26 protein-coding genes are annotated in these 24,380 nt (G+C 60.9%); 14 read left to right on the top strand and 12 right to left on the bottom strand.

All coding sequences use genetic code 11. The annotated features are described in order from the left end of the window. Positions 1 to 31 precede the first annotated feature (31 nt). On the top strand, positions 32 to 1,231 hold the full coding sequence (ddaH, locus tag AADH44_RS10685) for a dimethylargininase (protein ID WP_341952787.1): 1,200 nt from the start codon (positions 32 to 34) through the stop codon (positions 1,229 to 1,231). A gap of 61 nt (positions 1,232 to 1,292) precedes the next feature. Here ddaH and AADH44_RS10680 read toward each other — a convergent pair whose 3' ends face one another. Next, positions 1,293 to 1,421, bottom strand: coding sequence for a hypothetical protein (locus AADH44_RS10680; protein WP_341952786.1), 129 nt, complete (start codon positions 1,419 to 1,421; stop codon positions 1,293 to 1,295). Positions 1,422 to 1,504: 83 nt separating this feature from the next. Between AADH44_RS10680 and AADH44_RS10675 the strand changes: the two genes are divergently transcribed. Together AADH44_RS10675 and AADH44_RS10670 are read left to right on the top strand one after the other, a co-directional pair. Next, positions 1,505 to 3,211: an ABC transporter ATP-binding protein gene (locus AADH44_RS10675; protein ID WP_341954992.1), complete on the top strand. Its 1,707-nt coding sequence runs from the start codon at positions 1,505 to 1,507 to the stop codon at positions 3,209 to 3,211. After that, entirely contained in the window at positions 3,208 to 5,013 is a 1,806-nt protein-coding gene (locus AADH44_RS10670; RefSeq protein WP_341952785.1) for an ABC transporter ATP-binding protein, read from the top strand. The genes AADH44_RS10675 and AADH44_RS10670 overlap by 4 nt, the downstream gene beginning before the upstream one ends. On the opposite strand, the gene AADH44_RS10665 is transcribed toward AADH44_RS10670, so the two are convergent. Next, positions 5,010 to 5,342, bottom strand: a complete 333-nt coding sequence (locus AADH44_RS10665) for an MGMT family protein (protein ID WP_341952784.1) — start codon at positions 5,340 to 5,342, stop codon at positions 5,010 to 5,012. The genes AADH44_RS10670 and AADH44_RS10665 overlap by 4 nt on opposite strands. Before the next feature lie 48 nt (positions 5,343 to 5,390). Next, positions 5,391 to 5,843: a GNAT family N-acetyltransferase gene (locus tag AADH44_RS10660; protein ID WP_341952783.1), complete on the bottom strand. Its 453-nt coding sequence runs from the start codon at positions 5,841 to 5,843 to the stop codon at positions 5,391 to 5,393. Between the two features lie 105 nt (positions 5,844 to 5,948). On the opposite strand from AADH44_RS10660, the gene AADH44_RS10655 reads away from it, so the two are divergent. The 4 genes from AADH44_RS10655 (at position 5,949) to AADH44_RS10640 (ending at position 10,306) form a co-directional block, all read left to right on the top strand. Next, positions 5,949 to 7,163 carry an NADP-dependent isocitrate dehydrogenase gene (locus AADH44_RS10655; protein ID WP_341952782.1) on the top strand — a complete coding sequence of 405 codons (1,215 nt, stop codon included), beginning with the start codon at positions 5,949 to 5,951 and terminating at the stop codon, positions 7,161 to 7,163. A gap of 62 nt (positions 7,164 to 7,225) precedes the next feature. Further along, complete coding sequence (locus AADH44_RS10650; RefSeq protein WP_341952781.1) at positions 7,226 to 8,077, top strand: SDR family oxidoreductase; 852 nt, start codon at positions 7,226 to 7,228, stop codon at positions 8,075 to 8,077. A 48-nt stretch (positions 8,078 to 8,125) separates the two neighbouring features. Beyond that, positions 8,126 to 9,610, top strand: a complete 1,485-nt coding sequence (locus AADH44_RS10645; RefSeq protein ID WP_341952780.1) for an ATP-binding protein — start codon at positions 8,126 to 8,128, stop codon at positions 9,608 to 9,610. 45 nt (positions 9,611 to 9,655) lie between these two features. Continuing rightward, a complete protein-coding gene (locus AADH44_RS10640) occupies positions 9,656 to 10,306 on the top strand; it encodes a GNAT family N-acetyltransferase (protein WP_341952779.1) in 651 nt (216 codons plus the stop codon). A gap of 32 nt (positions 10,307 to 10,338) precedes the next feature. Here AADH44_RS10640 and AADH44_RS10635 read toward each other — a convergent pair whose 3' ends face one another. The 3 genes from AADH44_RS10635 to AADH44_RS10625 all read right to left on the bottom strand — a co-directional run bounded on the left by AADH44_RS10635 (position 10,339) and on the right by AADH44_RS10625 (position 11,685). Beyond that, positions 10,339 to 10,833 carry a DUF805 domain-containing protein gene (locus tag AADH44_RS10635; protein ID WP_341954990.1) on the bottom strand — a complete coding sequence of 165 codons (495 nt, stop codon included), beginning with the start codon at positions 10,831 to 10,833 and terminating at the stop codon, positions 10,339 to 10,341. Positions 10,834 to 10,910: 77 nt separating this feature from the next. Beyond that, the gene (locus tag AADH44_RS10630) at positions 10,911 to 11,225 is read right to left on the bottom strand and encodes a transcriptional regulator (protein ID WP_341952778.1); all 315 of its coding nucleotides are present in this window, start codon (positions 11,223 to 11,225) and stop codon (positions 10,911 to 10,913) included. Next, entirely contained in the window at positions 11,218 to 11,685 is a 468-nt protein-coding gene (locus tag AADH44_RS10625; RefSeq protein ID WP_341952777.1) for a hypothetical protein, read from the bottom strand. The genes AADH44_RS10630 and AADH44_RS10625 overlap by 8 nt, the downstream gene beginning before the upstream one ends. A 123-nt stretch (positions 11,686 to 11,808) precedes the next feature. On the opposite strand from AADH44_RS10625, the gene AADH44_RS10620 reads away from it, so the two are divergent. Then, positions 11,809 to 13,647, top strand: coding sequence for a heavy metal translocating P-type ATPase (locus AADH44_RS10620; protein ID WP_341952776.1), 1,839 nt, complete (start codon positions 11,809 to 11,811; stop codon positions 13,645 to 13,647). Positions 13,648 to 13,650: 3 nt separating this feature from the next. On the opposite strand, the gene AADH44_RS10615 is transcribed toward AADH44_RS10620, so the two are convergent. From AADH44_RS10615 to AADH44_RS10605, 3 genes are read right to left on the bottom strand one after another with little or no spacing between them, the layout of a single operon-like run. Then, positions 13,651 to 15,159 (bottom strand): oxidoreductase, encoded by a 1,509-nt coding sequence (locus tag AADH44_RS10615; RefSeq protein ID WP_341952775.1) that lies wholly within the window; start codon positions 15,157 to 15,159, stop codon positions 13,651 to 13,653. Then, positions 15,156 to 16,001, bottom strand: coding sequence for an FAD:protein FMN transferase (locus tag AADH44_RS10610; RefSeq protein ID WP_341954989.1), 846 nt, complete (start codon positions 15,999 to 16,001; stop codon positions 15,156 to 15,158). Before AADH44_RS10610 ends, AADH44_RS10615 begins: the two co-directional genes overlap by 4 nt. A gap of 13 nt (positions 16,002 to 16,014) precedes the next feature. Further along, positions 16,015 to 16,455, bottom strand: coding sequence for an FMN-binding protein (locus AADH44_RS10605; protein WP_341952774.1), 441 nt, complete (start codon positions 16,453 to 16,455; stop codon positions 16,015 to 16,017). 149 nt (positions 16,456 to 16,604) lie between these two features. Between AADH44_RS10605 and AADH44_RS10600 the strand changes: the two genes are divergently transcribed. Together AADH44_RS10600 and AADH44_RS10595 are read left to right on the top strand one after the other, a co-directional pair. Then, complete coding sequence (locus AADH44_RS10600) at positions 16,605 to 17,378, top strand: glucosamine-6-phosphate deaminase (RefSeq protein WP_341952773.1); 774 nt, start codon at positions 16,605 to 16,607, stop codon at positions 17,376 to 17,378. A gap of 3 nt (positions 17,379 to 17,381) precedes the next feature. After that, entirely contained in the window at positions 17,382 to 17,534 is a 153-nt protein-coding gene (locus AADH44_RS10595) for a DUF1697 domain-containing protein (RefSeq protein ID WP_341952772.1), read from the top strand. Here AADH44_RS10595 and purU read toward each other — a convergent pair. Beyond that, entirely contained in the window at positions 17,531 to 18,385 is an 855-nt protein-coding gene (purU, locus tag AADH44_RS10590) for a formyltetrahydrofolate deformylase (protein ID WP_341952771.1), read from the bottom strand. The two genes, AADH44_RS10595 and purU, sit on opposite strands and share 4 nt — an antisense overlap. A gap of 40 nt (positions 18,386 to 18,425) precedes the next feature. Between purU and AADH44_RS10585 the strand changes: the two genes are divergently transcribed. Next, a complete protein-coding gene (locus AADH44_RS10585; protein WP_341952770.1) occupies positions 18,426 to 19,682 on the top strand; it encodes an MFS transporter in 1,257 nt (418 codons plus the stop codon). Here the strand turns inward: AADH44_RS10585 and nagA are convergent. Then, entirely contained in the window at positions 19,618 to 20,790 is a 1,173-nt protein-coding gene (gene nagA / locus AADH44_RS10580; protein WP_341952769.1) for an N-acetylglucosamine-6-phosphate deacetylase, read from the bottom strand. The genes AADH44_RS10585 and nagA overlap by 65 nt on opposite strands. Positions 20,791 to 20,892: 102 nt before the next feature. Between nagA and glyA the strand changes: the two genes are divergently transcribed. From glyA to AADH44_RS10565, 3 genes are all read left to right on the top strand, one after another. After that, complete coding sequence (glyA, locus tag AADH44_RS10575; protein WP_341952768.1) at positions 20,893 to 22,176, top strand: serine hydroxymethyltransferase; 1,284 nt, start codon at positions 20,893 to 20,895, stop codon at positions 22,174 to 22,176. Between the two features lie 142 nt (positions 22,177 to 22,318). Next, positions 22,319 to 23,200: a bifunctional methylenetetrahydrofolate dehydrogenase/methenyltetrahydrofolate cyclohydrolase gene (locus AADH44_RS10570; RefSeq protein ID WP_341952767.1), complete on the top strand. Its 882-nt coding sequence runs from the start codon at positions 22,319 to 22,321 to the stop codon at positions 23,198 to 23,200. Beyond that, positions 23,197 to 23,352 (top strand): hypothetical protein, encoded by a 156-nt coding sequence (locus AADH44_RS10565; protein ID WP_341952766.1) that lies wholly within the window; start codon positions 23,197 to 23,199, stop codon positions 23,350 to 23,352. Before AADH44_RS10570 ends, AADH44_RS10565 begins: the two co-directional genes overlap by 4 nt. A 7-nt stretch (positions 23,353 to 23,359) precedes the next feature. On the opposite strand, the gene AADH44_RS10560 is transcribed toward AADH44_RS10565, so the two are convergent. Continuing rightward, positions 23,360 to 24,376 carry a galactokinase family protein gene (locus AADH44_RS10560; RefSeq protein ID WP_341952765.1) on the bottom strand — a complete coding sequence of 339 codons (1,017 nt, stop codon included), beginning with the start codon at positions 24,374 to 24,376 and terminating at the stop codon, positions 23,360 to 23,362. Positions 24,377 to 24,380: the final 4 nt, after the last annotated feature.

Here is a 24,380-nt window from a genome sequence, read left to right as displayed (position 1 = left end):
CGTATATATTTTGACCGATAAGTTAGGGACCATGATTAGTGTGGGTCGGCGTTTAGCCGCAGCGTTTAGTTCTGGAATTGCCGTCGCAGGAACCGTCTATCTGGCAACAGGTTTGGCGTTCTTTACGGCAAATGGCGCAGCAGCAGAGAATCTGCCGGCGATTGCTGAGTACTTCTTGCCGATGGCCGCAGTGCTTTTCGTGCTGTATTCGCTTGTGGCTGCGTTGGAGATTCACCGCTACTGGTTCACGGCAACGGTTGTCGGCCTTGTGCTCGGCGTTGTTTCGGCCGTGGCGGGCACAGCGTTGGGAATTGTTGCGACGGGCGCTGAACTAAATGCTGAAGCGTTTACGTTCATCCTCGCGACACTTCTGGGTACCAACCTGATCTTTGTTGTCGTTACCACCATTGCAGCGATCACTGTGGGTCGCCGAGTGTGGAATGCGGTCGTCGCTGGTGCGGTCCAGCCCACGCGACTAGTCGCCCTAGTTCGCCCACCGTCGTCTCGTTTGGGTGAGGGTGAGCTCACTCACCTTGACCGTGTTGCCGTGGATGCTGGCCTCGCCGACGCGCAGTGGGACGGCTACGTCGCAGCACTGCGTGATAACGGTTTTGAGACCATCGAGGTTGCTGCAGCCGACGAGCTTGCTGATTCGGTGTTCATCGAAGACACCGTAGTCATTTTTGGTGACGTTGCCGTGCTGACGAGCCCCGGCGCCGAGAGCCGCAGGGCTGAAGTCGAGGCTGTTCGCGCGAGCGTGTCATCTCTCGGGCTTGAACTTCACGAAATCACTCAGCCAGGCACGCTCGACGGCGGTGATGTGCTCAAGGTTGGTTCTACCGTGTACGTCGGCCGTGGCGGGCGCACGAATGCTGAGGGTATCCGTCAACTGCGTGCCATCGTTTCTCCGCTTGGTTATTCACTGATCGCGGTTCCCGTCGAGAAGGTTTTGCATCTTAAAAGTGGCGTGACCGCGCTGCCCGACGGAACTGTTATTGGTTTCGCCGAGCTAGTCGACAACGTTGACCTTTACGACCGATTCTTGGCCGTGCCCGAAGCCGAAGGCGCCGCTGTCGTGGTGTTGTCGGATGATGCTGTGCTCATGTCATCGTCTGCACCGAAGACTGCGGCACTCATCGAAAACCTCGGGTATCGCGTTGTCACGGTTGACGTGTCTGAGTTTGAGAAGATGGAAGGCTGCGTCACGTGCCTTTCGGTGCGCATTCGCTGAGTTGAGACTCTGTCAAAAAATTTAGGAATATCGATTGTGATTGCGTAACAGCAGGCATATCCTAAAAGGCTGGCTGCCCGACGTCGCTCTCGACGAGCTGCAGCAGTTCACGGCCGCGAAAGAAGCGACCCGCAATAATCACGATCCCCGTTCGCGGTGATCCCTTCTCGTCAAGGAACCACGTTGTCACAACAGTCTGTCAAGCCTGAGAGCACCAAAGCGGTCGGTACTTTTGCGGCGATCCGCCGTCTTTACCCCTACGTAAAGCCGGCGATGCCGCATATTTACCTGGGCATGACTGCGGCGCTTGCGGCGGGTATTGTGGCGCTCTTGATTCCCCAGGTGCTGCGTTCCCTCGTTGATGGACCTCTGCAGTCGGGTGACTCGAGCCAGATCTGGCCGGCCTTCTTCATCGTGTTGGGGCTGGGAATTGTCGAGGCGATCATGATCGCGTTGCGACGCTACTTTGTGCTCACCCCCGGAACTCACGTTGAAGCCCGAATGCGCAACACCCTGTACATGACCCTGCAGCACCTGCCGGTCAGTTTCCACGACCGGTGGCCGAGTGGCCAACTACTCTCGCGTGCTGTCAGTGATCTGAACCTGATTCGCCGGTGGTTGTCATTCGGTCTCGTGTTGCTCGTCGTCAACGTGCTCACGATCGTCATTGGACTCATATTCCTCGTGAACATCTCCTGGGTTCTCGGGATCATTTTCATCCTCAGCTCCATTCCGCTGTGGATCTACGGCTACGTATTCGAAAAGAAGTACTCGGTCGTGGCCCGCCGAAGTCAAGACCAGACCGGTGACCTCGCAACCGCGGTTGAAGAAGCCGTTCACGGCATCCGCGTTTTGAAGGCGTTTGGTCGGGGAAAGCACGCGCTCGCCGGATTCTCGGTACGGGCAGAGGGCCTCCGGGGAACAGAGATCGAGAAAGCTCAAGCCGTTGCTGGAATCTGGCTGTGGCTGCTGTTGGTGCCCGATGTCACGTTTGCGCTCGGTCTGCTTGGTGGAGTCTGGCTTGTCGTTGAAGGCAACATTTCTGCTGGAGATCTGGTGGCGTTCTTCGCGACAGCAACGGTGCTGCGTTTCCCAGTTGAATCGATCGGCTTCTTGTTGTCGATGACCTTCGACACCCGCACTGCGGCCGACCGTTTCTTTGAAGTGATGGATTCCGAGAACCCCATTACTGACCCAGAGAACCCGAAGACGATCACGGAGAGCGAGGGTCGCCTTGAGTTCACCAACGTGCACTTCCGCTACCCCGATTCTCCGGCGAATGTTCCCGACCTCATCAATGGCGTCAACCTGCGCATTGAGCCGGGGGAGACGATGGCACTGGTCGGGCTGACAGGTTCAGGAAAATCGACGCTCACTGCGCTGACGACTCGCCTCTACGACGTCACCGAGGGGTCGATCAGCGTCGACGGAGTCGACATCCGGGATCTCACTCTGCTAGAGCTTCGGCGACATTTAGCGATGGCATTCGAGGATGCGACGCTGTTCTCGTCGAGTGTGCGCGAAAACGTACTCATGGGTCGCCCCGATTCGACAGAAGATGAACTGCGTGAAGCGCTCAGTATCGCCCAGGCCGACTTTGTGTACGACCTACCCGCAGGCCTCGACACTCTCGTTGGGGAAGAAGGATTAAGCCTTTCCGGTGGTCAGCGCCAACGTTTGGCGCTAGCTCGGGCTGTGGCTGCACAGCCCGCGGTGCTGGTGCTCGATGACCCTCTGTCGGCGCTCGACGTTGATACCGAAGCACTCGTTGAAGCAGCACTACGCAAAATTCTGAGCTCAACCACGGGACTCATCGTGGCTCACCGTCCCTCGACCGTGATGCTTGCTGACCGGGTTGCTCTTCTCGAAGATGGCAAGGTCACCGCGGTCGGACCGCATTCCGATCTGCTCGCAAGCAGCAGCCACTATCGCTACGTCATATCCAGTCTCGAAGAGGAAGAACAGGGGGTCAGCTCATGAGCGTAATGGGAACCTCTGGCGAGGAACGCAGCGACTACACGAAGGATGAGAGCCGCCAGATTCGGCAGCGCTCGCTGCGCTTGCTCGGATCGCTTATCGCGCCGCTACGCGCCCGTGTGATTCTCACGATGGTCGTCGTAGTCGTCAGTACCGCAGCGCAGGTCGCGGGTCCCGCCCTGATTGCGTTTGGCATCGACCGGGCACTTCCGGCTCTTGTGGATGGTGATGGCCTGCCGTTGATCCTCACTGTTGCCGCCTACCTGCTCACCGGTATTGCCGGCGCAACGATGATCGCCTGGTATACCGTGCTGAGCGCGCGCGTGAGTCAAGCAATTCTCTTTGACCTGCGCAAGCGTGTGTTCTTGCACACTCAACGGTTGAGCCTCGAGTTCCACGAGAGCTACACCTCAGGGCGCATCATCGCGCGTCAAACCAGCGACCTCGATGCCATCCGTGAACTGCTCGACTCGGGCATCAACCAGCTCGTTCAGGGCGCGCTTTACATGGTGTTTATCGCCATCGCGATGTTCTCCCTCGACTGGGTGAGCGGTCTTGTGCTGTTCTGCTCGCTTGTTCCGCTGGCATTCCTGACCCGCTGGTTCCAACTGCGTTCGCAACTGCACTTCCGCGAAACGCGCACGGCCTCGGCCAAGCTGATCGTGCAATTTGTGGAGACCATGACCGGTATTCGTGCGGTGAAGGCGTTCCGCAAAGAGGAGCGCAACCGCGAACACTTTGGTGGGCTGGTTGAGAACTATCGGGATGCCAACGCACGCGTCATCCGGCTGTTCGGAATCTTTGACCCTGGCCTCGTTCTCATCGGAAACGTTGCTTTGGCAATGATTTTGCTCGTGGGTGGCCTGCGCGTCTCTACTGGCGAGCTCGCGATTGGCGCACTCTTGGGGGCACTGCTCTATGCGCGACAGTTCTTCGCGCCCGCGCAAGAGATGGCGATGTTTTATAACTCGTACCAGTCGGCTGCTGCTGCGCTTGAGAAGATTTCTGGCGTGCTGGAAGAGCGGCCGAGTGTTGCCGACCCCACGACTCCGATCGACCTGCGCAAGGCTAGCGGAACCGTGAAGTTCGACGGCGTTGAGTTTGCCTACAACTCCGACAAAGTGATTCTGCCGAAGTTCGACCTTGAGTTGCCTGCCGGGCAAACGGTGGCGATGGTCGGCACGACGGGTGCCGGAAAGTCAACGCTTGCCAAGCTCATTTCGCGGTTCTACGATCCCAGCCAGGGCACGGTCTCGCTTGACGGCGTCGACCTGCGCAAGCTGCATCCCAAGGATCTACGCCGTGCGATTGTCATGGTCACTCAGGAGGCCTATCTCTTTTCGGGCAACGTGGCAGACAACATCGCGCTCGGAAAGCCGGATGCGACTCGCGAGGAGATCATCAAGGCCGCGAAAGCGGTCGGGGCGCACGAGTTCATCGAAGCGTTGCCCAACGGCTACGACACCGATGTGAACAAGCGCGGTGGGCGAGTGAGTGCTGGACAGCGGCAACTGCTGTCGTTTGCGCGGGCATTCATTGCTGATCCCGTGGTGCTGATTCTGGATGAGGCAACCGCTTCGCTCGATATTCCGAGTGAACGTCTTGTGCAGGCTGGCCTTCAAACGCTGCTCTCCGATCGCACCGCCATCATCATCGCGCACCGCTTGTCGACGGTCGCGATTGCTGACCGCGTTCTCGTTATGGAACATGGGCGCGTGATCGAAGACGGCACCCCGCAGGAGCTCATCTCGGGCACGGGAAAGTTCGCGCAATTGCACGCAGCCTGGCGCGACTCGCTCGTCTAGGGGCGAAAGCGCGCGAGACGGAGGTTCACGCGATAGCTGCCGTCGGGCATCCATTTCAGGGGTGTTGATTCTGTTTCGTAGTGTTTGAGGGCGCGGTCTTCGTGAGCGATGGGTGGATGCCCGCCCGAGCGAATCACGCGCCACCACGTCACGTCTGAGCCGTAGCGGGCCATGACAGTCCCGACGGCTCGTGCTGCGCGTAAGCCGATGGTTGCGGCGACATCGCCGTAGGTCATCACGTGACCGGGCGGAATCGCTTCGACCACGGCAAGCACGCGGCTGACGAAGTCGTCGTTAGCTGCGTTCACGAAGGTGGTGCTTGCACTCACGTGTCGCTGAGCATGAACGGTCGAGGTTGCGATGGCGTAGCGAGAGGCCTAGAGGGTGTATTCGCCGAGCTTCTCGCCGTACTGGGTCTCCCCAACAACCGTGAAACCGACTCTCAGGAAGAATTTTCCGGGGCCGTCGTCGCCCTCTTCCCAGATCGCGGTAATTCGGTCGAAGCCGCGACTGCGGGCCTCTTCGGCGAGAGCCTTCACAGCAAAGCGGCCAACGCCCTCACCCTGAGCGTCACCGGAGACGCTCACACGCCAGATGCAGCTGCGGAATTCTTCTTGCGAAGCGTTGGGATCAAAATTGCCGCGGATGAAACCAACAACCTTGTCGCCGTCGAGTACGACACGTGGCCACGACGTTAGAGGGTCGATGAACGCGTCGGCGATCGCATAAGACGGTGGCGTAACGAACTGCTCTTGGCCGCGCCGCAGCGAGAGGTTGTTCGCGGCAACAATGGTGTTTGCCGATAATTCTTCAAGTCGTAGCTCAGCCATGAATACAGGCTAACCCGCGGTAGACAGATGCGCCAAGGTATCTCGATGTCGAGATAGTTAAGAAAAAGAGTAAGCTGGTAGAGGCCACTAACTAAGGAGCAAAGCTTGTCCAAGATCAAGGTAGAAGGCACCGTCGTCGAACTCGACGGCGACGAAATGACGCGCATTATTTGGCACCGGATCAAGGAAACCCTGATTCACCCCTACGTCGACGTCAACCTCGAGTACTACGACCTCGGCATCGAAAGCCGCGACGCAACCGACGACCAGATCACCATCGACGCAGCCCACGCCATCCAAAAGCACGGTGTTGGAGTGAAGTGTGCAACGATCACGCCCGATGAGGCCCGCGTTGAAGAGTTCGGTCTCAAGAAAATGTGGCGCAGTCCCAACGGCACGATCCGCAACATTCTTGGTGGTGTTATTTTCCGCGAGCCCATCATCATCTCCAACATTCCGCGGTTGGTGCCGGGCTGGAATAAGCCGATCATCATCGGCCGTCACGCTTTCGGTGACCAGTACCGTGCCACCGACTTCCGGTTCAAGGGCAAGGGAAAGCTGACAGTAGAGTTTGCACCCGAAGATGGTTCAGAGCCGATGAAGTTTGAGGTGTACGACGCCCCCGGCGACGGCATCGCCCAGGTGCAGTACAACCTCGATGACTCAATCGTCGACTTCGCTCGCGCCAGCCTCAACTATGGCCTCACCCGCAACTATCCCGTGTACCTCTCGACGAAGAACACGATCCTCAAGGCCTACGACGGACGCTTTAAGGACATTTTCGAAGAGATCTTCCAGGCCGAGTTCAAAGACAAGTTCGACGCTGCTGGGCTCACCTATGAGCACCGCCTCATTGACGACATGGTCGCATCCGCCATGAAGTGGGAGGGCGGCTACGTCTGGGCCTGCAAAAACTATGACGGCGATGTGCAGTCCGACACCGTCGCTCAGGGCTTCGGTTCACTCGGCCTCATGACCTCCGTACTGGCAACACCAGATGGAAAGGTCGTCGAAGCGGAGGCAGCTCACGGCACCGTGACGCGTCACTACCGCCAGCACCAGCAGGGTAAGCCCACCTCCACAAACCCGATCGCCTCGATCTACGCGTGGACCCGTGGACTGGCCCACCGTGGCGTGCTCGACAGCAACCAGGAACTCATCGACTTTGCTTCAACCCTCGAAGATGTTGTCATCACGAGTGTTGAAGCGGGCCATATGACGAAGGACCTGGCGCTGCTCGTCGGGCCGGATCAGAAGTGGGAAACCACCGAAGAGTTCCTCGACACCCTCGACAAGAACCTCGCGGCGCGTCTGGCCTAAGCGAGTATCGCCCCTCGATTCGGCCGAGGGGGAGATGTGCAGCGTGATCCGAGGAGACTGAAATGACCGTTGTAATTGCCGGCTGTGGTGATCTGGGTACCGAAACTGGGCTGCGTTTCGCGGCGCGAGGGCACCGCGTGATTGGGTTGCGACGGTCAACAGAGAAGCTGCCGTCCGAGATCGAAGGCCAGTCGGTTGACCTCTCGGGCGGGGTGCCCACGCTTCCAGTGGATACCAGCATCGTGATGATTGCGATGAGTCCGGATGAACGCAGCGTCGATGGGTATCGGAGGGCGTACGTTGACAGTGTGCGCACCCTCGCAACGGCCATCCATCGCGACTGCGCTGTGCCACCGCGTGTCGTATACGTATCATCCACGGCCGTGTACGGCGTCACTGACGGCAGCTGGGTCGATGAGTCGACCGCCGCTGAACCCATCTCGCCCACCGCGATCGTGTTGCGAGAAGCAGAAGATCTGTTGCTTGAGTTGATCCCCGCCGCGACGATTCTGCGTCTGGGTGGAATCTACGGCCCCGGTCGCACTCGACAGGTGGACCGCGTCCGCGAAGGGGTTGAGACGATGTCGCCTGAACCACGCTTCACTAATCTGATCCATCGTGATGATGCGGCGGCAGCGATCGTGCACCTGACCACCATGAATGCTGAGCCAGCGACCGTCTACATCGGTGTGGATGACTGCCCGACCGACCAGCGCGAGATTGTCGAGTTTCTGGCGCGCAGCCTTGACCGACCGGTGCCCCCGGTTGCAGCAGATGCCGATGGTGGCAGCAGAGGTCAGGGCAAGCGTTGCCGCAATACTCGGCTGAGAGAATCAGGATTTGAGTTCACTTACCCCAGCTACCGAGAAGGGTATGTGGCTGTTCTGGCGGGCGCCGGGGTCCGTCACCCCTAGAGGGGGAGAATCACCAGACAGCATGCGAGCGTAGCTATCATGAGTCTCATGAACTCTGACACTTCACCGTCGGCTGACGACTTGACAGGCAACGCGACGGCTGATGACCGCGATTTCGCACGGTTGTTTCGCCGTTTCGTTGACCGGATGGTGAACCTTGCCGGTGACGACGGTGCGGTTCAGACACCGCTCGGGCTCCTCGTGAGCGAACACCTCCACGTCGACGCGAGTACGCTGTCGGCGGTCGAAGAGTCTATCGCCAGTCACCGACTCGCTGACCTCGACGCCGCGCTCGAGGCGCTCGCTGACTCAAGCCGACTGTTGGGCGTGGGTGGCGGCCGGCAGAAGAATTTTGAGAACTTCGTTGACATCATCACGAGCTCGCACATCCGTTTTGATGTGGGTCCGGTCGATTACCAAGCGGTCGATGTTGCCTATGGGCGGCAAATCTCAGCCGTGGCGTTTGGGCTGCGACTCATCACCGTTGACGGTGTTCGGTTTGCCGTTCTGCAGCGTGCCGCCGACCCGGTCAACGGGCAGAACCTTGGTCGTATTGAGGTGCTCACTGAGAAACCCACGGCGGCATCCGCGTTCATCGACCGACTGCGCGTCGAAATGGATGCCCATAGCGTGCTTCGTGGGCAGGTGCTGGCGTACACCGTGGCCGACGCGGATTATGGTGTGGCCAGCGCTAAGTTCTTGCCACGTCCGAGCGTTCCGGCGAATGCCATTGTGCTGCCCGAGGGAACCTTAGCCCGGGTGCGCGAACACGTTCTTGGGGTGCGTGAGCACGCCGATCGACTGCGCGAGTTGGGCGCGCACCTCAAACGCGGGGTGCTGCTCTACGGGCCTCCCGGAACGGGCAAGACACTGACCGTCAGCCACCTGCTGAGTGAAGCGCACGGGGTGACCTCGATAGTGCTGACCGGGCAATCGATCCGGTTCATCACGGAGGCTGCACGTTTGGCGCGATCGCTTCAGCCGAGCATTGTGGTTCTCGAGGATGTTGATCTCGTTGCGGAGGATCGCGACATACATGACGGGTCTCAGCCACTATTGTTTGCGGTGCTTGACGCTTTGGAGGGGCTCGATGGCGATGCTGACATCGCGTTCATCCTGACCACTAACCGCGTAGCGGTACTTGAGGAGGCCCTCGTGCAGCGGCCCGGCAGGGTCGACCTTGCGATTGAGCTTCCGCGCCCCGGCGTCGAGGAACGGCGACGGCTTTTCGCGCACTTTGCGTCGGGAACTCCGTTCAGTGCGCAGGCGGTGACGGCCGCTGCTGATCGGGCGGAGGGCGTCACGGGCTCTTTTGCGCGTGAGCTCGTGCGTCGCGCAGTCTTGCGTGCTGTTATCGACGAGCGCGAGCCTATTGACAGCGACCTCGAGGATGCGCTGACCGCTCTACTGGACGAGAGTGAGACGCTCAGCGCGCGCATGATCTCGGGCGAGTTTGAGAACAGTGCGTTCTTGGAGGAGCTCGACGACCTTGAGGTGGATTCGGAGGGTGACACTCCGGGATCGCGGCTCTAAATCTGCGCTGTCAGGCCGTCGGGAACGCCATCGTATGCTGTACACATGACGGCGATGAGTGGTGGCGCGGATCCGGTGCGAGTCGACGCCGCGCGGTCAACGCGGCTAGCCACCCCGGCAGATTTGCCGGATGTGGTGGGCACCCTTGTCGAGGCGTTCGATGAGGACCCGGTCTGGAGTTGGGCCTTTCCTGACCCGGAGGCGCGCGCGGCCCAGCACGCTGTCATCTTCCGGATGACCGTCGCTCATGCCATCGCCAATGACGCCGTCTGGCTTACCGCCGGTTTCGGTGCTGTCGTCACCGCTTTTGGGCCCGGAATCAACGAAATGTCGGATGCGGATGCGGAACGATTCCCGAGCATTCTTGGTGATCTTCTCGGAGATCACGCCGATGCGGTCAACGGACTTTTTGAACGATTCGAGCATGCTCGCCCCGTCGACACTCCGCACCTGTATGTTTCTATGCTGGGCACTCGAAATCGGGCACGCGGTCACGGAATTGGGATGGCGTTGCTAGCCCACCTTGTGGAAGAGGCCGATGCTCAAGGAATCGGAACCTATCTAGAGTCGAGCAATGGGGCCAATGACCACCGGTACGAATCGGCGGGATTCCGCGTGCACGCCAGCATCCCGGTTGCCCCGGGTCGGCCAGCAGTAAACACCATGTGGCGAGATCCGGCGGGCTCAGGAGTGTAGTTGCGCTCCGCTATTTCTGAGCGCAACAATCGCTAATCGAAGCGGACACCCTCGATACGCGGGCGGCGCGCCGCGAGGAAGAACAGAATGATTGGACCCGGCGGGGTAAGAGCCAGTAGCACCCACCAGCCGGAGAGGTTTGAATCGTGAAGGCGACGCACCGCGACAGTGAAACCGGGGATTGCGGTAGCCAACACCCACCCGCCGCCAATGATCGAGAGTACCGCGACGGCCGGTGAGTCGACCGCTCCTTGGCTGTTCCAAGTGAAGAGTTCAATGGGAGCGAGGGCCCAGGAGCCAAAGGGGCTAACCGTGATGGTCGCCTGAAAGTTGCGGCCCAAGATGATGGCGGGAATGACGAGCTGCGTGATGGTGAGCGCAAGCACATTCACGAGCATCCACCACCAGTATTCGCTGATGCTGGCGCGACCACGCAGGCTGAACGCCCGGTCGAAGAACCGTCGCATTGAGACGCGTAACGACACACCCGGAAGGGGCGACGTAACGGGCGCAGCGTGGATGGTCATCACCGTCTCAGCATAGGTGAGCGGATATCGTTTCGTAAGGGGTTGCCGCGAACGGCGGCGGCTTAATTGGCGGAGCGTTAGATATCCGTTGTGACTGCGCCGGCTATCTCCTGAAGCGCTCGAACGTGCGCATCGAAGGCGTATCTTCCGGCGGGCGACAGCGACAACCACATGACGCGTCGAGCATCGCCACGATCCGACGTCGATGCCTTGTCTGAGACGACGTATCCCGCCCCGATTAGGGTTTTCAGATGCTTCGAGAGTGTGGCATCTGAGACGTCCAGTGCATTCCTGAGAACCGCGAAATCGAGTTTGTCGACGGGGCGGAGCAGCCCGCTGATGCGCAGGCGCAGCGGTGCATGGATGACGTCGTCGAAGCGCACCTTATCCACGCCGGAGGGTTTCTGCTGCAGAGCGGTACGCGACTGCGGTTAGCCACGTGGTTAGGGTGAACGCGACAACGCTGGTGAAAGAGACCGCCCACTGCATCCCCAAAGATACCAACCCGAGAGAAACGCTGAATAGCGTGAAGCAACCGAAGAGGATCCCGACCATAGCCAGCACCGCGCGCGATCCCATCCGTTTGAATCGGATGCCGGTTTCTCTTTGGATCAGGTAGGCGATCACGAAAAGGATGGCAAAAGCTAACCCGCTGGTCGCGGGCGGTTCAAAGTTCTCACCCGGCGAGGTTGTGGCAGCCGCGCCGACCCACCAGGCAGCAACCGCTCCGAAGCCAGCCAGGAGAGGCCAAGGAACGCGGATGCTGTCCGCTAGCCGATTGCGGTCGGCTGTCAGCTCGCCCAGTTTATTGATGGCTTCGCTGCGGGACAGGGAATCAAAGTTACTTTCCACAGCGGAAAGACTATAGGTTTCTTTCCGTAACGGCAAGTAACTTTATTCACTGCTGATCCTTGCGATAGTAAGGGCAGCCTGAACTTGCTGGCCGGATGCTGCGATTGCGAGTACAACAAGAGCATGACAACTCTCGTGGCCGCTGTGCGCCGGTATCCGCTCGTGGCGCTAACGGTGGTTGTTGGGGTGGTTGGCCTCGCACTGAACTGGACTTCGGCATCCGCTGTCGTGCCGTGGTTGCTGTCGGGGTATTCCCTGGTGGTTGCAGCGCGCGAAGCAGTCTCGATGATTCGACGCCTGTTCCGCAAAGAGTTTGGTCTCGACGTTCTTGCCGTCACCGCAATCATTGCGACGGTGCTCGTCGGCGAATTCTGGGCGAGCATCGTCATCGTGCTGATGCTTACCGGGGGTGAGGCTCTCGAGGACTTCGCCGCCGGCCGAGCGCAGCGTGAACTGAAAGCACTGTTGAGCCGCGTTCCCCAGATTGCCCATATTTTTGACGACAGCGGCGAACTCGTCGACGTTCCAGTTACCGACGTGACGGTGGGCGAGCGTCTCGTCGTGCGCCCCTCTGAAATTGTTCCCGTGGATGCGGTGCTTGTTTCTGTGGCGACCGTGGTAGATGAATCATCCCTCACCGGCGAAAGTATGCCGGTTGACAAGGTGGCCGGCGATCTTCTGCTGAGCGGTTCCGTCAACGGGCCGGAAGCGGTCACCGTGACGGCCGCAGCACTCGCATCCGAAAGCCAATATCAGCGGATCGTGCAATTGGTCAGCGAAGCAGCCGCCAGCAAGCCCGCCCTGGTGCGGCTCGCGGACCGCTACGCTGCACCATTCACGTTCGTTTCCGTCGCGTTGGCGGGGATTGCATGGTGGCTCTCGGGAGACCCCACACGGTTCGCCGAAGTATTGGTCGTTGCCACCCCGTGCCCGCTGTTGATTGCCGCGCCGGTCGCATTCATGGCCGGAATGTCGAGCGCATCCGCGCACGGGGTGGTCATCAAAAACGCGGGCACGCTTGAAGTGTTGGCACGGGCGAAAACTGTCGTCTTTGATAAGACTGGCACCCTGACGAGCGGAACCCCCGAAGTGGTCGCCATCCGGCCAGAAGGAGAACGAAGCGAAGAAGCCTTACTCACACTGGTCGCTGCGGCAGAACAATACTCCTCACACGTGCTCGCAGCCTCACTCGTTGCGGAAGCCCAAAACCGCGGCTACACATTGCCCACCGTTGCCGACGCTCGCGAAGTTGCTACTCACGGAGTTCAGGCACGAATCGGTTCCGAAGTTGTCACCGTAGGCAAGCCTGCGTTCGTCGCACAACAGGCGTCCGATCTCGTCCGGCTCGAGTTGTCGAGCGGTGAAGCGGCCGTGTATGTGGCCGTCGGTGACCAGTTCGCTGGCGCAATCATTCTGCGCGATGCTGTGCGTGAGGAAGCGCCCAAGATGCTGCGCGATCTGCGGGCGTTGGGCGTCCAGAAGACCCTAATGGTGACCGGAGATATCGAGCAGACGGCCCAGAAAGTGGCCGAAGACTTAAACCTCAGTGAAGTTCATGCCGAATGCCTCCCGGAAGACAAAGTGCGGATCGTGCATTCGATCACCCCGGGGCCCGTTGTCATGGTGGGAGATGGAGTCAATGATGCACCCGTGCTTGCCGCCGCCAATGTGGGAATCGCGATGGGAGCGAAAGGCTCAACGGCGGCCAGCGAATCTGCCGACATTGTGATTCTTGTGGACGATCTCTACCGTGTGGTCGATGCGGTGTCTGTCAGCAAGCGCACCGTATTCATCGCGCTCCAAAGCATCTGGATGGGGATCGGGATCAGCGTTGCACTCATGCTAGTGGCGATGACGGGAGCGCTCCCCGCAATTGTGGGCGCCGGTTTACAAGAAGTAGTAGATCTTGTGACGATCCTCAACTCGCTGCGCGCCCTGAAGTTGGGCAGCCGGGCTCGTTAGGGCCTAGTACCCCAAGAAGTAGTCAGTATGGATGCGCCGAGCCCCGTTAGTGCGCAGAGCCGACTTGAGATCGTTGACGAGTGCTGGCGGTCCCGAAAGGTAGACGCGTCGGCTGGCCAGATCGGGCACAAGCGTGGAGAGTGCGTCGCCGCTCATCCGGCCCTCGCCACCGAGTTCCCACCCGGCCGGCAATGCCTCGGCGGGCTGCGGCCCGAACACAATTACGCGTGCGCTGGCGTCGCTGAGCACGTCACTGAACGGCAGCGGTTCGCTGCTTGAGCTCGCATAAACCACGACAACATCCCGACCCTCTGCTTGGCAGTGGGCGTGCGCAAGCTGACTCGCGAATGGGGTGATACCGATTCCTCCGGCCACAAGAAGAAGCGGTTCTGCGGTATCGCGCGGCAAAACGAAGTCTCCCCAAATTCCGGTCGCGGTGACCTGGGACCCACGGGGGAGTGCCAACAGCGCCGTCTTGAAGCTGCTCGACTTTTCTGAGACCGAAATCGTCACCGAGAGGGTGGCCCCGGCATCCGGTGCCGAGGAGATGGTGAAGTAGCGACGAACCCCACGGAAATCGGCAGACGCGTGCGGCAGTGACAACTCAATGTATTGGCCCGCACGGAACGTGATGGGGCGGTGCGGGGCAAAGGTAACTTCCCAGATTCCGGGCGTGATCTCGGTTGTTTCGACCCGCGTCATCCGAATCGTTCGGCGTTGTGTGAAGAAGAAGGCTATCAGGTTGCCGATGAGCAGGGCGAGCAGCGGGTCGCTGTAGAGGGGGCCGATGGAGAACGGGATGGCAAAGAGCAGCGCCACCACCACCGCTATGCTGAGTCGTTGCCAGCGGCGCGGAGGCTGAGTGAGGGGTTCACTGAGCATGAAGCCGACGAAGAAGATGAGTTGCGAGGATGCGAAGGTGAAGCTGAGCGCGTCGGTGAGGGACCCACCTCCTGCGATTGTGAGGGCGATACGGATGCTGGCTGCGACGACGACGAATACCACGCCCAGATCGAGGCGTTGAGTGCGATACAGAATCAGAAACGCGGCAACGACGATGAACGGCTGCAGCAGTGGTGTGCCCACCCACCAGGTCGGGAAACCTAGAGGCACAAAGATGAAAACGTAGGCGCCGATCGCTGCCGGGTTGAAAATATGGCGTCCACGGAATGCGATCAGAAACTTGGATGCCCCGGCAATGGTCGAGGCAAGCGCGATGCCCAGCAACCCCATGATTTCGAGGCTGGGGGCCATGATGAAGAACACCAACAGTCCAGTGATGAGTGATGACTCAAGGTGGGCGCGCTGCCGCACGATTCGGGCGCCAAGCCAGCTCGTGACAAAGCTGAAGGCGAGAGCAACGGGAAGGCTTGCGAGCAGAGCGAGCGGGTCGGGAGATATGAGCTCGAAGAACGCGAGCACGATAGCGATAATCGCGATTAGCATGAGCGACATCAGCACGAGTTTGTACATCACGATTGAGCCGAGTGTGCGGTCTAGCCAGCGCTTCATACGCCTGCTCCTTGTGTGAACAGCTCCCCATTGAGGTCTGGCGAGTACTCTACTCGCCCGCTGGAAAACATGCGGACGTAGTGAAACTCAAACTCCGCGGCCAGTTCTGCCGGTTTGGCGAAGAACAGTGCGGTGGCAAGCCCATCTGCCTCCAACGCGGTTGCGGCGACTGCCCAGGTGGCGATGATGCGATCGGTCGGGAGGCCGGTGTGAGCGTCAAGGATGTGATGAAGACCGGCCCAGGCCCGTCGGTTGGGCGCAGACGCACAAATTGCTTGGTTCTGCACAGTCACAACCCCGATGGCTGTGCTGACATCGAGTGGATGTTCCAGCGCGACCCGCAGTGGCGTTTTGCTGCGATGCAGAATGTCTCCGCTCGCATCCACGGTCATGGTGTCGACGCCGTGTTCGCGCAGCACCTCGGCAACGAGATCGACGAGGTAGCCCTTTCCTGCCGCTCCGATGTCGAGCAGCGCAGGGGTGAGGGTGGTGAGTTCGCTGCCGTTCCAGCTGAGGGCTTCATTCCAGTTGGGCACGCGTGTCCGTGTCGCGCTGGGTCTCAGCGAGTAGGTGCTGTCGTACCCGAGTTCTTCGAGGGCGCGGCCGACGAGCGGACTCATCGCCCCGCGGGTTGTGTCGTAGAGGCGACGGTAGAGCTCGAACAGGGGCGGGGCATCCACGGGAAAACGGTAGGTGCCGGGGGTGCGAGAGATGGTGCTGACGAGGGAGTCGTCGCGGAAGCGCGAGTAGGTGCGGTCGAAGTCGTCGATGCGCGCATGGATGGCGGCGTCTGCCTCAGCGCTCAGCGGCTGTGCCGTGTCGATCTGCCAGGGCGCACCAATGGCCTCGAACGTACTACTCGGCGAGAGCGTCTACCTTGATGGCATCGACGGCGTTGTTGAAGCCGCCACTGGTGAGTGAGGAGCCGGCTACCTTGTCGACCGAGAGCTCGTCGATGTTTTTGCCGACGACCTCGGCGGCGATTCCATCAATGAATTCGCCTTGGAATTGCTTGGAGTTGGGGCTCTCACCGAAACCAACGACCGTGACCTCAGAGATGACGTTGCTTGCGAGAGTGAGGGTGACTTCCACTTTTTCGGCACCGTTGGGAGAAGTGTAGTCGCCGGTCTCCGTGTAGGTGCCGTCGGTGTAGTCGCCGCTGGTTGCGGCGGGGACACCGCCGTTCACCGATGAACCGGTTCCGGTGGCGGGAGAGGAACACGCGGAAAGCGCTCCGACGAGGGTCACTCCGGCAAAGAGGGCGGTGGCGGTCTTGTTGTCGGCGAGGCTGCGCATGGGGCTCCAGTGGAATGGTTGGGGTTTAAGTATGACCGAGCGCCGCTGTGAAGCAGATACTTAGCCGGCGACTTCAGGAGCATTCTCAGCGGGCGAATTACGGATGGACCACTGTGCGCAGCGTGCACAGTACGTGAGACAGTATCTCCATGGCAGAAGTAGTAATTGTTGAGTCGAAAGAGGCCGCCGGCGAGGTTGCCGCAGACCTCATCGAGGCACTCGTGCGTCGAACACCGGATGCCGTACTCGGCCTAGCAACAGGGTCGACCCCCTTGACGACGTGGTCTGCGCTCGCGGCTCGCGCCCTCGATCTTTCTGCTGTGCGGGGGTTTGCTCTCGATGAGTATGTTGGATTGCCTGCTGGGCACCCCCAGAGCTACCGTTCGGTGATCACTCGGGAAGTTGTTGAGCCGCTCGGGTTGACGCCGTCTCTGGTGCAGGTGCCGGCCGAGAGCGGTCCGGTGGAGAACGCTGGGGCTGACTATGAGCGGGCGATTGTTGCGGCGGGTGGTGTTGATGTGCAGATTTTGGGGATCGGCTCGACGGGTCACATCGGTTTCAATGAGCCGGGGTCGTCGTTTGCGTCACTCACCCGGGTGAAGACTCTCGCTCAGCAGACCCGTCTCGACAACGCGCGGTTCTTTGATTCGCCCGAGCAGGTACCGACGCACTGTGTCACGCAGGGGCTCGGCACAATTCAGCGCGCTGGGCACCTGGTGCTGATCGCGTTCGGCGAGGCAAAGGCCGCGGCGCTCGCGGGTGCTGTGGAGGGTCCGGTGACGGCGAGCCTGCCGGGATCGGCAATTCAGTTGCACTCCACTGTGACGGTGATTGTGGATGAGGCTGCGGCATCCGAATTGAGGTTCGCCGACTACTACCGCTATTCGTGGGAGAACCGCCTCGACTGGGAGCGGCTGCACTAGAGGATGGCAAAATATGTAGCGCTGCTTCGCGGGATTAACGTGGGCGGCAAGAATCTGATCAGCGTGACGTCGCTGGTCGAGTGCTTCAGCGCGGCCGGGTATGGCGACGTGCGCACGACCAACCGACTGCTTGAGAGGCTCGACACGGTTAGCTAGCGAAAGATGATGGTGCGCGCTCCATCGAGCAGCACACGGTCTTCAGCAAACCATCGCACAGCCTGGGTGAGGGTGCGGCTTTCTTCATCTTGACCGATGGAGACGAGCTCGCTTGCGGTGCTAGCGTGGTCGACCCGCACGACGTTTTGCTCAATTATGGGCCCCTCGTCGAGGTCACTCGTCACGAAGTGGGCGGTCGCGCCGATGAGTTTCACGCCGCGAGCATGAGCCTGCTTGTAGGGGTTTGCGCCCTTGAAACCGGGCAAGAAGGAGTGGTGAATGTTGATTATCTTGCCGCTCAACTGTGCACAGAGTTCCGGCGAGAGAATCTGCATGTAACGCGCGAGCACCACGAGTTCGATGTCGTGCTGTTCGACAACCTCGAGGATGCGATCCTCGAAGGCCAGCTTCTGCCCGGGCGTCGTGACAGGGTGCGATTCGAACGGCACCTCATAGAACTCGGCAAGCGAACCCAGATCGGGGTGGTTGCTCATGATGATCGGCAGCTCGATCGGCAGCTGGCCCGCCCGCTGGCGGTAGAGCAGGTCGTTGACACAGTGTCCGGCCTTGGATGCCAACACGAGTGTGCGCAGCGGTCGCCCCACAACATCCAGTTGCCATTCCATCGCGTAGTGCTCGGTCACGGGAGCGAGAGCCTGCTCGAAAATCTCGCGCGGAGCATCCGATTCCACCTGCAAACGCATGAAAAATCGGCCGGTGTCTCCACTGGAGAACTGCTGCGACTCGGTGATGTTTCCGCCGGCCTCAACGATCGCGCCGCTGACGGCATGAACGATGCCGGGCTTGTCGTCACAGGTGAGGGTCACGATCCAGTGTGTTGAGGTGATCACAGATTCAGCGTAGCGGTGCCAGCGGTAGGATTAGTCAAATATGAGCACGCCACACACTTCCCCCTCATCTTCGTCAGCGCAAGCGTTTCCGTGGGCGGGGCTCTTCACTCTCTCGGCGTTGATTTTCACTTCGGTCACCAGCGAATGGTTGCCTACCGGGCTGCTGCCCGAGATTGCCTCCGAGCTCTCGGTTTCTGAATCCCAGGTCGGTCTGCTCATCACCATCTTTGCGGCGACCGTCGTGATTTCGACGGCACCACTTGCCGCCCTCACTCGCAACTATTCACGCAAGTCGCTCGTCATTGCGGTGCTGCTCGTGTTTGTGGTCGGCAACCTTTTGGCGGCGGTCGCGCCCAACTATGCGGTGCTCGTCGTTGCTCGAATAATTGGTGGCCTCTCGCACGGACTCTTTTGGGCGGTAGTTGGCGCGTACTCGGCCCACCTCGTTCCGGCCCATCAGGTCGGTCGGGCTGTTGCCGTCACGAGTGCCGGGGCCACCGCAGCCTTCGTGCTCGGCGTACCCGTCGGCACAGCTCTCGGTCACGCACTCGGGTGGCGACTCGCCTTCGTCGTGATCGCGATCATCATCTTGGCACTCACGATCATGGTCGTGCGCGTGCTTCCTCCCGTCGACCACCACCACACACTCTCGACGGCCGAGATCTCAATCCCGCTGCGCAAAGACCACTCAGTTCCTGGGGTGATTTATGTCTGCATTTTGGTGGCGCTCGTCATGCTCGGCCACAACCTCTTCTACACGTACATCGTTCCGTACCTCATCGGGCCGGCGGGCATCGAGCCCGGTGCGGTCGCGGGCATACTGCTCATATTCGGAGCCGCGGGAGCTGTCGGCCTCGCACTCGCCGGGCTCCTCGTTGACCGCTTTCCACGCAGCATCATCTCGGTCACGGTCGCTCTCGTAGCGATCTGTGCGGCACTGCTCGGCCTGTTCCCCGCCGAACCGTGGATCATGTTCCCCGTCATCGTGGTCTGGGGCATGGCGTTCGGTGGAGTACCCGCGATGATTCAGACGCGCCTCCTTCAGCTTGCATCCCCACGCATGCGCGACGTGGGCTCGGCCTATCTCACGACGTCATTCAACATCGGCATTGGCGGCGGCGCGCTCTTCGGTGGCATCCTGCTTGACCAGTACGGCATCCTGTCACTCCCCGCAATCGATGCCATCATCCTCGGTATCGCGGTCATGTTCGCGATCGTTGGTGGTGAACTGCTCAGGCGTCGGGATGGTCGGGCCGCGGCACTTCGCGACCTGCAGCCCACACCGCCTGCACCCTAAAGTCGGCGTCGAGCAGCACGGCGTCGGCGGCAAATCCGGCAGAAAGAGAGCCCAGGTCGCCTGCGCGCCCAATCGCGCGGGCAGGAACAACGGTCGCCGCGGCAACAGCCTGGGGCACGCTCAGACCGACCTCGGTGATGGCTCGGCGCACCGCGGCATCCATCGTCAGGGTTGACCCCGCAATGGCACCGCTGTTGCTCAGTCGGGCAACGCCAGCGGTTACCGTGACGTCGAGGGAGCCGAGCCTATAGTGCCCGTCGCTCGAGCAGGCAGCGGCCATCGCGTCGGTCACCAGTGCGACGCGGCCCAGAGCCGACGCAAACAACATCTTCACGACATTCGGATGCACGTGCACGCCGTCATTGATGACCTCGAGGTTCACCGACTCGCGACTGAGCGCCGCCGTGATCGGCCCGGGAGCGCGGTGGTGGATGCCCTTCATGGCGTTGAAGGCATGGGTCAGCAGTCGTGCTCCGGCATCGAACGCGGCGAGCGTCTGATCGTAGTCAGCTGAAGTGTGCCCGACAGCCACGGTGACGCCGGCGTCAGTGAGTTGGCTGATTGCGGCAAGCGCACCATCGAGTTCGGGAGCCAGAGTGATCTGGCGCAGACTGCCCGCAGCGGCGGCGAGAAGCTCCTCGATCTCGCCGGGCGTCGGGTTGCGTAACACGTCGGGGCTGTGGGCACCCTTGAATGCCGCGTCGAGGAAGGGGCCTTCGAGGTGGCTGCCCAGCACGAGCGGATCTGCTGCGGCAAGTTCCGCGATCACAGTGAGGTTCTGCACGAGATTGGCGTGATCGCTGCTCACCAGCGAGAGCACCGAGCGGGTGGTGCCGTGGGCGCGGTGCACTGAGAGCGCAGTGTTGATTGCGTCTGTGCCGTCATCGAACGAAGCACCATTGCCGCCGTGGCTGTGGATGTCGATAAAGCCAGGGGTGAGGTAGCTGCCTGCTGCATCCGTGATGCTCGAGTCGGCGGTGGCGTGTGCTCGCCACTCGTCGCCGACCCCAGTGGCAGTGATGGTGTCGCCGCTCCACGCGACCCATCCGTCAGCAATGATCTCGTCGGCCGTGACGAGTTGCGCTGAATGGATGACGTGGTCGTTCACGATTACCAGCTTAGGCGCAGCTTGGATGTTCGATAGTTCTCGCGAGGTTGACCAGCACCCGGTAGATTTGAGGTATCCACCCCCGTCGCAAGGAGCCCATCTGTGTCAACCTTCCTTTCGCCTCTGTCTGAGGTAGACCCCGAGATCGCTGCGGTGCTCGCTCAAGAGCTCGGTCGCCAGCGCAACACCCTCGAGATGATTGCGAGCGAGAACTTTGTTCCTCGTGCGGTACTCGAAGCACAGGGCTCGGTTCTCACCAATAAGTACGCAGAGGGTTACCCGGGGCGTCGTTACTATGGCGGCTGCGAATTTGTGGATATCGCAGAGCGTCTCGCAATTGAGCGCGCCAAAAGCCTCTTCGGCGCCGCCTACGCCAATGTTCAGCCACACTCGGGGGCATCGGCCAACGCCGCCGTGATGTCGGCTATTGCGCAGCCTGGTGATCGCATCCTCGGCCTCTCGCTTGATCACGGCGGGCACCTCACGCACGGCATGCGCCTCAACTTTTCGGGCAAGCTCTACGAAGCCCATGCCTACGGTGTAAACGAGGAGACCGGGCTTCTCGAGATGGAAACCGTGCGCGCCAAAGCCATCGAAGTGCAGCCCAAGGTTCTCATTGCAGGATGGTCGGCATATTCGCGTCAACTCGACTTCGCTGCGTTCCGGGCGATTGCCGATGAGGTCGGCGCCGTCCTGTGGGTAGACATGGCACACATCGCAGGCCTCGTTGCTGCCGGACTGCACCCTTCGCCGGTGCCCTACGCCGATGTGGTGTCGTCGACCGTGCACAAGACGATCGGTGGTCCGCGTTCGGGCTTCATCCTCACCAACAACGTTGATATCGCAAAGAAGATCAACTCGAATGTGTTCCCCGGCCAGCAGGGTGGGCCGCTCATGCACGTGATTGCTGCCAAGGCGACCGCCTTCATGCTGGCGGCCTCCGATGAGTTCAAAGACCGTCAGCAGCGCACCGTTCGTGGCGCGCAGATTCTTGCTGAGCGACTCATTCAGGACGACATGACAGACCTCGGCGTCGATGTGCTCACGGGAGGCACCGACGTGCACCTGGTGCTCGTCGACCTGCGCAAGTCTGAACTGAACGGTCAAGAGGCCGAAGACCTGCTGCACTCTGTCGACATCACCGTCAACCGCAACGCGGTACCCGCCGACCCGCGTCCACCAATGGTGACCTCTGGTTTGCGCATCGGAACACCCGCGCTCGCCACCCGTGGATTCGATGACGCCGAGTTCACCGAAGTTGCCGACATCATTGCCGAAACCCTCAAGCCCGGCGCAGACATCAGCGCCCTGCAGGCTCGCGCCCGCGCGCTCGCCGATGCCTTCCCGCTCTACGAAGGGCTCGAAAGCCCCGGTACTTGGTCATAACCAGCACCAATCTGGACCTAATCAGGCACAACTAGAGAGCCCGTCGCCCTGTGAACATTGCGGTGGGCTCTTTAGCGTTTAATGGACGTGGCAGTTGTGCAGGTGGCCAAATAACGCAGTGGCCCGATTCGAACGGAAAACAATGACCGCAGTGAAACTTGACGGTGTTGCCACGGCAACCGCAATAAAGAACGAACTGCGTGTTCGCGTCGACGCCCTCAAAGCCCGCGGAATCACCCCTGGCCTCGGCACCCTGCTCGTCGGCGACGACCCAGGTTCCCGTTCCTACGTTGCTGGCAAGCACCGCGACTGTGCCGAAGTGGGCATCGAATCAATTCGCGTCGATCTGCCGGCCACAGCATCCGCTGACGAAGTTCGGGATGCCATTGTTGCGTTAAACGAGAACCCTGACGTCACGGGGTACATCATTCAGCTGCCGCTGCCGGCCGGTCTCGACGAGAACGCGATGCTCGAACTTATGGATCCCGCCAAGGACGCGGATGGTCTGCACCCCACCAACCTTGGCCGACTCGTGCTCGGTATTGGCACCACGCTTGATTCGCCGTTGCCGTGCACTCCGGCTGGCATTGTCGAGATGCTTGAGCGCTATGACGTGCCGATCGCCGGCAAGCATGTTGTCGTTGTCGGTCGCGGCCTCACCGTCGGGCGCCCCCTCGGGCTAGTGCTCACCCGCAAAGGTCTGGATGCCACGGTCACTCTCACGCATTCCCGCACCACCCAGTTGGAGACCCACGTTCGCCACGCAGACATCGTGGTTGCCGCTGTCGGATCGGCGGGGCTTATCCGCCCCGAGTGGATCAAGCCCGGGGCTGCCGTGCTCGATGTGGGAATCACCCGCGTTATCGATGAAGCGACAGGGAAGGGGCGGCTCGTCGGAGACGTTGACCCCGGCGTTGCCGACGTCGCAGGATACCTCTCTCCGATGCCCGGTGGCGTTGGCCCCATGACTCGCGCGATGCTCGTCAAGAACGTCGTTGACGCGGCCGAACGGCTCGCAGAGTGACCAAGAAGCGTCCTCCGGTCACGCCGCCCGCGTACCCGGGGATGCGTACCCCGCGCAAGCGCCGCTTCCCCTGGGCACGCCTCTGGGTATGGGCCGGCACGGTGGTCGGAGTCGGCTTTATGGTCGCCTTCGTGCTGAAAGTGCTCGTTTAGCAACCAACTACCGGTCGCGCACGGCACCCTGCGACGGCGAGATTGCCTCCACGGTGGGTTGCCCCATCGCGTGCTCGGCGAAGGCGCCATCGAGCGCAACCCGCACCCGAGATGCGGTATCGGTGTCGACGAGGGCGACGGCTACTCCGCTGAAGGGGCGGCCGAGCATCCGCGCCCCTAAAGCACCGGCGGCAACAGCAGTTTCGACGGCAAGGTCGATCTCGATGGTGGAGATTCCGTAGTCGTCACGCAGGCTCGCGTGCGAGGCATCGAGCAGTGCGCCAAGCAGGCGGGGTGTTTCGTCGCGAATGGCGAGCGCTGCGTCGCGCACGCGCTGATTTTCGGTGATGGTGTGCAGGGTGCGGCGCACTTCGTCGTCGGCAATCGCCGATTCGAGGGTGTCAGCTGTTGGTGCATCGGTGTCGATCACGAGCAGTTCGAGCCCGGCGGTCTGCCAGTCCAGAGGCAGCAACTCGGGGCGGGTCTCGCCCTCAAGACGCACGAGGGCGTGGTCGTCGAGAGCAAACACGCACGCCGCAACATCGGGATGGTGGGAGAGCTGGGCAACGTGTTCGCCCAGGCTCCACAGATCGGTCAACGCTAGGGCGAGCGCGGCCTCAAGAGCCGACGATGAACCAAGACCAGCACCCACCGGAATCGTCGTATCGATAAACACCTCAACACCGCTGAGCTCGTGTGGGTTGGCGGATGCGGCCATCACCTCCTGCACGATAGCCAGTGCGATCCGGCTCCACCCTGCACTCTCGTTGGTGGCCAGCTCATCGAGCTCAACCGTGACGAGTTCATCAGCGAGGGCACTCGCGATGCGCACAGTGCGGTCACTGCGGGTCGACGCCGCCAACACGGTGCGGCGGTTTATGGCGATCGCAAGTTCGGCATCCGTGTCGGGGCTGTCGGGCGTGCCCAGCAGGGTGAGTCGCCCTGGGGCCGACCACACGCCAGCCGCGGGGTGACCGAAGACGGCCTCGAAGTCGACAAGTACGTCATCGCGAATATCTGACATGGGT

This window comes from Salinibacterium sp. TMP30 (genome assembly GCF_038397785.1).
Taxonomy (GTDB): domain Bacteria; phylum Actinomycetota; class Actinomycetes; order Actinomycetales; family Microbacteriaceae; genus Rhodoglobus.
Note: the sequence above shows the minus strand (reverse complement) of the source record. Positions and strands in the feature narration are given on the sequence as shown.

Coding starts and splice junctions, on each gene's coding strand:
- ddaH (WP_341952787.1), top strand. CDS start 32: ATGATTAGTGTGGGTCGGCGTTTAGCCGCAGCGTTTAGTTCTGGAATT.
- AADH44_RS10675 (WP_341954992.1), top strand. CDS start 1,505: ATGCCGCATATTTACCTGGGCATGACTGCGGCGCTTGCGGCGGGTATT.
- AADH44_RS10670 (WP_341952785.1), top strand. CDS start 3,208: ATGAGCGTAATGGGAACCTCTGGCGAGGAACGCAGCGACTACACGAAG.
- AADH44_RS10660 (WP_341952783.1), bottom strand. CDS start 5,843: ATGGCTGAGCTACGACTTGAAGAATTATCGGCAAACACCATTGTTGCC.
- AADH44_RS10650 (WP_341952781.1), top strand. CDS start 7,226: ATGACCGTTGTAATTGCCGGCTGTGGTGATCTGGGTACCGAAACTGGG.
- AADH44_RS10645 (WP_341952780.1), top strand. CDS start 8,126: ATGAACTCTGACACTTCACCGTCGGCTGACGACTTGACAGGCAACGCG.
- AADH44_RS10640 (WP_341952779.1), top strand. CDS start 9,656: ATGACGGCGATGAGTGGTGGCGCGGATCCGGTGCGAGTCGACGCCGCG.
- AADH44_RS10635 (WP_341954990.1), bottom strand. CDS start 10,833: ATGACCATCCACGCTGCGCCCGTTACGTCGCCCCTTCCGGGTGTGTCG.
- AADH44_RS10620 (WP_341952776.1), top strand. CDS start 11,809: ATGACAACTCTCGTGGCCGCTGTGCGCCGGTATCCGCTCGTGGCGCTA.
- AADH44_RS10615 (WP_341952775.1), bottom strand. CDS start 15,159: ATGAAGCGCTGGCTAGACCGCACACTCGGCTCAATCGTGATGTACAAA.
- AADH44_RS10605 (WP_341952774.1), bottom strand. CDS start 16,455: ATGCGCAGCCTCGCCGACAACAAGACCGCCACCGCCCTCTTTGCCGGA.
- AADH44_RS10600 (WP_341952773.1), top strand. CDS start 16,605: ATGGCAGAAGTAGTAATTGTTGAGTCGAAAGAGGCCGCCGGCGAGGTT.
- AADH44_RS10595 (WP_341952772.1), top strand. CDS start 17,382: ATGGCAAAATATGTAGCGCTGCTTCGCGGGATTAACGTGGGCGGCAAG.
- AADH44_RS10585 (WP_341952770.1), top strand. CDS start 18,426: ATGAGCACGCCACACACTTCCCCCTCATCTTCGTCAGCGCAAGCGTTT.
- AADH44_RS10570 (WP_341952767.1), top strand. CDS start 22,319: ATGACCGCAGTGAAACTTGACGGTGTTGCCACGGCAACCGCAATAAAG.
- AADH44_RS10560 (WP_341952765.1), bottom strand. CDS start 24,376: ATGTCAGATATTCGCGATGACGTACTTGTCGACTTCGAGGCCGTCTTC.